This is a genomic window from Caballeronia sp. (genome assembly GCF_049581465.1).
In the GTDB taxonomy this organism is placed as follows: domain Bacteria; phylum Pseudomonadota; class Gammaproteobacteria; order Burkholderiales; family Burkholderiaceae; genus Caballeronia.
Genome location: NZ_JBAUSA010000576.1, coordinates 1 through 6,924, shown reverse-complemented (window position 1 = coordinate 6,924; position 6,924 = coordinate 1). Strand labels below are relative to the sequence as shown.

The 6,924-nt window shown below is 59.0% G+C and carries 10 protein-coding genes; 4 read left to right on the top strand and 6 right to left on the bottom strand.

The annotated features are described in order from the left end of the window. The 5 genes from WCA53_RS14210 to WCA53_RS14190 form a co-directional block, all read right to left on the bottom strand. Window positions 1-573 (bottom strand): DUF692 domain-containing protein (locus WCA53_RS14210; protein ID WP_423911283.1); only part of this gene is annotated, 573 nt, incomplete at its 3' end. A 69-nt stretch (window positions 574-642) separates the two neighbouring features. Continuing rightward, window positions 643-912 (bottom strand): hypothetical protein, encoded by a 270-nt coding sequence (locus WCA53_RS14205; RefSeq protein WP_423911281.1) that lies wholly within the window; start codon window positions 910-912, stop codon window positions 643-645. A 70-nt stretch (window positions 913-982) separates the two neighbouring features. After that, on the bottom strand, window positions 983-1,750 hold the full coding sequence (locus WCA53_RS14200) for an alpha/beta fold hydrolase (RefSeq protein ID WP_423911279.1): 768 nt from the start codon (window positions 1,748-1,750) through the stop codon (window positions 983-985). Between the two features lie 113 nt (window positions 1,751-1,863). After that, the gene (locus tag WCA53_RS14195; RefSeq protein ID WP_423911276.1) at window positions 1,864-2,361 is read right to left on the bottom strand and encodes a DoxX family protein; all 498 of its coding nucleotides are present in this window, start codon (window positions 2,359-2,361) and stop codon (window positions 1,864-1,866) included. Beyond that, window positions 2,358-2,633 (bottom strand): DUF2282 domain-containing protein, encoded by a 276-nt coding sequence (locus tag WCA53_RS14190; RefSeq protein WP_423911273.1) that lies wholly within the window; start codon window positions 2,631-2,633, stop codon window positions 2,358-2,360. The genes WCA53_RS14195 and WCA53_RS14190 overlap by 4 nt, the downstream gene beginning before the upstream one ends. A 702-nt stretch (window positions 2,634-3,335) precedes the next feature. Between WCA53_RS14190 and WCA53_RS14185 the strand changes: the two genes are divergently transcribed. From WCA53_RS14185 to WCA53_RS14170, 4 genes are all read left to right on the top strand, one after another. Beyond that, window positions 3,336-4,745 carry an MmgE/PrpD family protein gene (locus WCA53_RS14185; RefSeq protein WP_423911271.1) on the top strand — a complete coding sequence of 470 codons (1,410 nt, stop codon included), beginning with the start codon at window positions 3,336-3,338 and terminating at the stop codon, window positions 4,743-4,745. A 25-nt stretch (window positions 4,746-4,770) separates the two neighbouring features. Continuing rightward, window positions 4,771-5,001, top strand: coding sequence for a tautomerase family protein (locus WCA53_RS14180; protein WP_423911269.1), 231 nt, complete (start codon window positions 4,771-4,773; stop codon window positions 4,999-5,001). 19 nt (window positions 5,002-5,020) lie between these two features. Then, on the top strand, window positions 5,021-5,227 hold the full coding sequence (locus WCA53_RS14175; protein ID WP_423911267.1) for a tautomerase family protein: 207 nt from the start codon (window positions 5,021-5,023) through the stop codon (window positions 5,225-5,227). Window positions 5,228-5,531: 304 nt separating this feature from the next. After that, the gene (locus WCA53_RS14170) at window positions 5,532-6,419 is read left to right on the top strand and encodes a LysR substrate-binding domain-containing protein (protein ID WP_423911265.1); all 888 of its coding nucleotides are present in this window, start codon (window positions 5,532-5,534) and stop codon (window positions 6,417-6,419) included. A gap of 87 nt (window positions 6,420-6,506) precedes the next feature. Here the strand turns inward: WCA53_RS14170 and WCA53_RS14165 are convergent. Next, window positions 6,507-6,924: carboxymuconolactone decarboxylase family protein (locus tag WCA53_RS14165; RefSeq protein ID WP_423911262.1), on the bottom strand; the 418-nt coding region annotated here is incomplete at its 5' end.

Below are 6,924 nucleotides of genomic sequence, written 5' to 3'. Positions count from 1 at the left end.
GGCGTCGAAGCCGTGGTTCGTCGCGCTCACGAAGATGTTGTTCACGTCCAGCAACAGGTCGCAACCCGTACGCTTTGACATGGCCGAGATGAACTCCCACTCGGTCATCGTCGCGCCGCCGAAGTTGACGTAGCTGGAGGGATTCTCGACTAGCATGGGGCGACCCAGCGCATCCTGCGCCATCGCGATATTCGCGCAGACCTGATCCAGCGCTTCCTCGGTATAAGGGATGGGCAGCAGGTCGTGCGAGTTGAAGCGGTCAATGCGGGACCAGCTCAGATGATCGGAGACGAAGAGCGGTTCAATCTCGTCGACCAGCGACTTCAGCCGGCGCAAATAGTCGCGATCGAGTCCGTCTGCCGAGCCGATCGACATGGAAACGCCGTGCAGCGCAACGGGGTGCCGCTCGCGCATCTGGCGAAGGATGTGGCGGGGGTGACCTCCTTCCACCATGAAGTTCTCGGAGATAACCTCGACGAAGTCGACCGGTACGGCCGTCTCCAGGAAATCGGAATAGTGTTCCTTGCGCAGGCCAAGGCCGTAGCCTGAGAAGAGAGGGTTGGAAGCGGGCATCGCGCGTACTCGGCTAAGACTTGCTGGGAGTGACTGGCCAGGGGATCAGCGACCGGGCCAGTCAGGCTGTTACTTCGGCTCAGTCAGGGTTCCGCCTGCCGCGAGACACGCGGACGGCAGCTTCACGACTACGCCCTTGCCCTTGCAGGTGTTAAGACCTTTACAGTCGTTCTTGGCAGTCGCGCACAGGGCCTGCCCCTTGCATGCGTTCACGCCATAGCATCGACCGGGCTGTTCTGCACCGGCTGCGTTCGCAGTGCTGATGGTCGATGCGGAGGCCAGTGCGATAAGCGCTGCTGCGGCGGCGAAGCTGATGCGGGACTTGACGATGGTGTTCATGATTTCTCCAGAGTGGTTAGGGGTGAAGTGCTCGATTCGTTAAGAGAGGCCGATGCTTACAGCATCAGCTTTATTTGGCGGCCAGTGCAGCGTCCTCGATCACCTGGGCCACGGCTTCGGGTTGCGAGATGTAGACCGCGTGGCTCGCCTTGACTTCGGTCACCTTTGAACCCGCGCGCTTGTACATCCAGCGCTGCAGGTCCGGGCTGAGCGCGAGGTCATCGGTAGCCAGGACTGCGTAGCTTGGCTTGTCGTGCCATGCGGCCACCGACGACGGCGCGCCGCCGAAGGCTGCTGTGGTTGTCGGCACTTGCGAGACGGCCATGAAGTTGGTGCGGTTGGCTCCCAGGTCGCCCGCGTAATCCGTTCCGAACTTGGCGGCGTCGAAGAGCAGGTGCCCGTCGCGGCTCTGACGGATGTCGTCGCTCGGCTCAGGCATTGAAGCCGAAAGCTGCTTCACGGTTTCGCCTACGTCGGGCTCGAATGCTGCGACATAGACGAGCGCCTTCACTTTGGGTCGAGCGCCGGCAATCGTAATGGCCGAGCCCCCATAACCGTGGCCTACCAGCACGACCGGGCCTTCCTGGGCATCGATCACGTTGCGGGTGGCAGCGACGTCTGCATCGAGCGTCGTGAGCGGTTCCTGGACAACGGTCACCTTGTAGCCCTTGTGGATGAGGATGTCGTGCACGACATGCCAGCCCGAACCGTCGACGAACGCGTCGTGGACGATGACGATGTTCTTCGCGCCCGGGGGTGTGTCGGGCGTGGCCGCCGAGGCTATCGCGGAGGCTGTCAGCGCCATGGTGGCCATGGCAAGGGTCGATAACATTCGCATAGTGATTCTCCGAAGGCCTGCTGGCCTCTTGTTGTGATGTGTTGGCTGGAATTGCTTGATTTAGCTACGTAACTTGGTTGATGGCACTCGACTGCGTGTGTCGGGCACGAGGGCTATCGAAGCGCGCCTGGCGCTTTGGGGCGCAGGAGATAGTCGAGCGACCACTTTCCGCCACCACTGGCAATGAGTGGCAGCAGCAGACCCGCCCAGCTCAGGTGCGTCGGCCACGCATCGGGGTACACGAAGATCTCGATAACCGCAGTCATGCCGAATAACGCGAGTGCCGCATACCGCGTGAACAGTCCGAACACGAGCAGGATCGGGAACAGATGCTCCGAGTAGGCCGCGAGATGCGCGGCAAGCTCCGGCGAAATGAGCGGCAACGCGTAGTCCGTGCGAAACAGTTCGTAGGTCGAGTCCTTGATCGTCAGGAGTCCTTCCACCTTCGTGCGTCCGGAGAGGAAGAAGACCGCAGCAATGCCGAAACGGGCGACGAGCAGCAGCAGGGCCGGCGGCAGTAAGCGCGACAGCAATGCGGCCGGAGTCCGGCTGGCGGTTGCTGCGCTGTTGCTTGCTGTCGGGACGATCTTACGGTTGGAGGTCGCGATCATGACGTGGCCTTCAAGGTGCCGTAGCCCTTGGGTGTCTTGATCTGGGTGCAGGTGCCCTTGTCGACGAGCACAAACGCATTGCCTTCATAGTTGGCCTTGGACGTTCCTGCGCAAGTGGTACCGGCGCCAGCGGCGCAGTCGTTCTTGCCGGCGAGAGATACGCCAAAGCACTTTTCCTGCGGCTTCTTCGGCGCGTCGGCATGGGCGCTGGTCGCGAGGACGGTGAGCGAGAGTGCGAAGGTGGCCGCAACGGCCGCGTACTTGCTGTTCATGTTCGTCTCCGGGGAGGGGGGGTAAGGGGTTCTTCTTGATCGCATTCGATGCAATCGGGTGCGATGCATAATACCGGCACAATTCAGAATGTCAATCCCTTGCGACTAAATCGCATCCGATACACAACGCATCACGGATGAGATGCCACCACGTACGGATGTCAAGGAGCACGAACATCAGGTCGGGTGAGGATCTGCCATACGAAGCATCTGGAATCCAGCGCCGATGCATTTGACTCAGCGGAGGTATCTGGCGTGTGTCGAGCGACCGGCCAATTGCAATGTTGCGTATCTCTCGGACGGGTAGATACATTGCGATACAAATATCGAAGTGGCCCGCTTCATCGAGCATCGAACGCAGGGGCGTGCACAATCGGGCGCGCCCAAAGACCCGATGACCTGATCAACGGAAAGTTTCCATGCAAGACAAAATCAACCCGATTGATGACTCGTGGGACATGGCTCGGACCCAGACCGCGCGGGGGCACTGTTCTTCAGGGGTAAAGAGTGTGTTGCAAGCGAATGGGCTTTGCTGCCGCTGCGTTTGGGAACAGAGTAGCTATCAGCGAAAGAGATCGCTGCACGCGATACATATCGCTTGATATTCGTTTTGAATGGTGCGAATTTGCGTCAATGCTTGGCGTATCGATTGCGTTGTCACCCGGGGCGGTGACTTACCATTTTTTTTGAGGCCTTCGTCAAATGAGTACTCCTACAACCGTTCAACGTATCGGAACGTTTGCTTACGATGCCCGTGCCAATCACCTCACGCCGGAGTCCCGGGCTTTGTTCAAGCGAAATATCCTTGACAGTCTGGGCTGCGCGATCGCCGCGCTACCCGGGACGCAGTTCAAGGCACTTCGAGAGCAGTTCGACGAGTACGGCCGTTCGGGAACGTGCTCATTGATCGGCGGCGGCACAACGTCGCCGGACCAGGCTGCGCTGTACAACACGGGTCTCGTTCGCTATGTGGATCTGCTCGACAGCTATATGTCTCCGGGAGGGCTCTGTCACCCCAGTGACAACTTCGGCACGATCCTGGCTGCGGCCGACCATGCATCTGCAAGTGGCGAGGACTTCATGCTCGCCCTCGCAGTCGCGTACGAGATTGGATGCCGCATCACCGCGATTGTCCCGGTCATGGCGAAAGGGTTCAACCATGCCATCCAGTTGGCGGTATCGGCTGCCGCGGGGTCGGGCAAACTGCTCGGTCTCGACGCGGATCAAATCGCCCATGCAATCGCGATCGCGACGGTCGACAACGTGTCGTTGACGTGTGTCCACTCCGAGCCAGTCTCGCAGTGGAAGGGCTTTTCGCCGGCCATCACGGGCATGCGCGCCGTGTATTCCGCGTCGCTTGCGAAGCGCGGTTTCACGGGTCCGCTTCGCCTCTTCGAAGGGCCCAATGGATTGGTGCGAATGTTTGACCAGCCTATCGATGTGGACTGGGACGATCACGGGTTGGAGATCATTCACCAGACCATCATGAAGAAGTATTGCTCCCTCATTCATGGTCAGCCCGTACTTGAGGCGACGCTCGATCTCAAGCGCAAGAACGACGTGAAGAGCGACGAGGTGGACGAAGTCCTCTGTGACATATTCCAGAGCGGATTCGACATTGCGGGCGGCGGCAGCTTTGGCCCGAAGGACGATCCACAGACTAAAGAGCAGGCCGACTACAACCTTAAGTATCTGATTGCAGCGGCATTGCTTGATGATCAGGTGGGGCCTGCTCAACTTGACCCGCAACGGGTCCAGGCGCCTGACGCACAAGCGCTGCTCAGGAAGGTGACAGTGCGACCGGACGCCAAATTCTCGGCGCAGTATCCGCACGCATTAAACGTCAGGGTGACGATCAAGTGCAAGGACGGCCGCGTGTTCGCGAAGGAGCACGTCGGCTTCGAAGGTGGCCTCGATAGTCCGTTCACGTGGGAGCGCACGGTCGAAAAATTCAACTGGTTGAGCGAGCAATACGCGGATCAGGAACTTCGCGACCAGATCATCAATCTGGTCGCGACGCTGGATGAACACCCGATTAAGGAGTTGATGCAACTCCTGGCGAAGGTCAGTCCAGAACCACGGTTCCCGGCGAAACATCCGGGAATTCAATAACCCTAGCGGTCTTTAGGAGATATACATGGCCCTTATTTCTTGTGATATGCGATTTGGACGAACCGATGAACAAAAGCGGCAACTTGCTGCCGGCCTGCTGCGAGTAGTCAGCGAAGCGACAGGCGAGACGAAGAACGACATTTTTCTCGTGATCCGCGAAGGACGGGGAATCAACTTCGTCGAACATGGCGAGCACCTTCCGGAGTACGCCGAAGGCGCGGCGAACGACAAAGAACTCATCGAACGTCTCAAATAGGAATTCCTGGAGAAATATCGTGCCTTTTATCGAATGCCACATCAAGACAGGTTTGACGCTTGAGCGTCGTGAACAACTCCTCCGGGACATCATCCAGGTCACGCACGACTCAATCGGCTCCGATCCCAAGATTATCAACGTCATCTTGCACGAACATCCGCCGGAAAATATCAGCATTTCCAGCAGGATCAACGGAGAGGACTTCAAGTCGACGAAGCCAGGCTGATCACGCGGCGCTCTTGGGGCCGACGCTTAGTGAGCCGTGTCCGCGAGGCGCCGAACTGTCTGATGGGTATGGCTGCGGGCGGGCGCTCAATTTCGCTCTGGTGTAGCATAGACGTCGCATTCACATGGCCGCCCGAGTGTAGGCGGCTTAAAGTGCGGCGACGCAGGGTCGGCATCGAGTCGCTACCATGGCTGGCTGAGCGTTGAGATAGATACGCTTTGTCGAATATCGTGAGCTAGGAAGGTTGCGTTTGTGGTGGCGCAGGCTTTGTGGAAATTTTGGGTCTTTCGTAAAGGTGCAAAGCATGGACGTCGCCGACCTCAAGGTATTCGAAGCAGTGGCCCGTCATGGAAGCATGAACCGGGCAGGTGCCGAGTTGCATACCGTCCAGTCAAACGTGACAGCGCGAATCCGGGCTTTGGAAAGAGAGGTCGGCGTAGCCCTCTTTCAGAGGCATGCGCGTGGTGTAAGCATGACGCCGGCGGGCCAGCGGATGCTCCCGTACGCTGCGCGAATTGCGAAGCTTGTCGCGGACGCCAAGCTAGCGGCGCTGGATGATGGTCCCCCGAAGGGCACGCTCGCATTGGGCACGCTCGAGACCACGGCAGCGCTGCGGCTTTCGCCGATACTGAGCAACTTTACGAGAATGTACCCTCAGGTTCGGTTATCCCTCGTCACTGGCACGAGTTGCAGCCTGACGGCAGACGTTGCCGAGTGTCGACTCGATGGAGCGTTCGTAGCCGGACCGCTTGACCATCCCGACCTCCACACCGAGGCGGTTTTTCAGGAGGAGCTGGTCCTGGTTACGCCGCGTACCATGCGCTCGCTCGAACCGCTCAGATCAGTCCCGGATCTCAAGACGATTGTCTTCCGCCTCGGTTGTTCATACCGCCAGCGGCTTGAGGCCCTCCTGGCTGAAATGGGCATCCTCACGGCAACGCCCCTCGAATTTGGCTCGATGGACGCGATCATTGCGTGCGTTGCAGCCGGTATCGGCATCACGCTACTGCCCCGAGGCGTCGTTTCGAGCGCGGCGGAACAGGACCTCGTTGCCATCCACGCGATCGCTCCAGAAAAGGCACACGTCGAGACGCTTTTCATTCGACGACACGACGGTTACGTTTCGAGCGCAATGTCGGCTTTCGTCGAAGTTGCGCGGTCCGAGCTAGGAGCGCTCATGGTCGCCGCATAGCACGGCGAGCGGTGACCGCATTGACTACAAGCCCGTTCACATGGCACCGCTGACAGTCGCATCGGTGCCGCCGAAGGCACGTACTTTCTAAGCCACGTTTGACGAACCGAAATTTTCTTCAAGCATCGGGGCACCGATCAGCGCGCCGTGAATTCCGATGACACTGACGATCTCGAGTACTTCCATGATTTCGTCTTGTGTGGCGCCAAGGCGAATGGCATTACGCATGTGTGTCTTTATGCCGGGCCTGTACAGATGTGTCGCCGCCGCATCCAGTGCACATAGCACGAGTTCCTTGATCTTCGGTTCAAGATGGCCCGCCCGCCAGGGGATCGCCGAAAATTGCGCGTGCGCCTCGAAAAAATCCGGATCAAGGCTTAGCAGGGCATCCCACGATGCGTCCCAATAACCTTGCTCCTCGATAAAGCTCTGTTTGAGCGTGTCACGTCTTTCATCGAGAGTCTCTGTATTTGGGCTCAGACCTTCCTCATTCAGGACCTCGAGG

What these genes read in the sequence shown, in the direction of transcription:
- WCA53_RS14190 (WP_423911273.1), bottom strand. Translation starts at nt 2,633, where the DNA reads ATGAACAGCAAGTACGCGGCCGTTGCGGCCACCTTCGCACTCTCGCTC.
- WCA53_RS14180 (WP_423911269.1), top strand. Translation starts at nt 4,771, where the DNA reads ATGGCCCTTATTTCTTGTGATATGCGATTTGGACGAACCGATGAACAA.
- WCA53_RS14185 (WP_423911271.1), top strand. Translation starts at nt 3,336, where the DNA reads ATGAGTACTCCTACAACCGTTCAACGTATCGGAACGTTTGCTTACGAT.
- WCA53_RS14170 (WP_423911265.1), top strand. Translation starts at nt 5,532, where the DNA reads ATGGACGTCGCCGACCTCAAGGTATTCGAAGCAGTGGCCCGTCATGGA.
- WCA53_RS14195 (WP_423911276.1), bottom strand. Translation starts at nt 2,361, where the DNA reads ATGATCGCGACCTCCAACCGTAAGATCGTCCCGACAGCAAGCAACAGC.
- WCA53_RS14200 (WP_423911279.1), bottom strand. Translation starts at nt 1,750, where the DNA reads ATGCGAATGTTATCGACCCTTGCCATGGCCACCATGGCGCTGACAGCC.
- WCA53_RS14205 (WP_423911281.1), bottom strand. Translation starts at nt 912, where the DNA reads ATGAACACCATCGTCAAGTCCCGCATCAGCTTCGCCGCCGCAGCAGCG.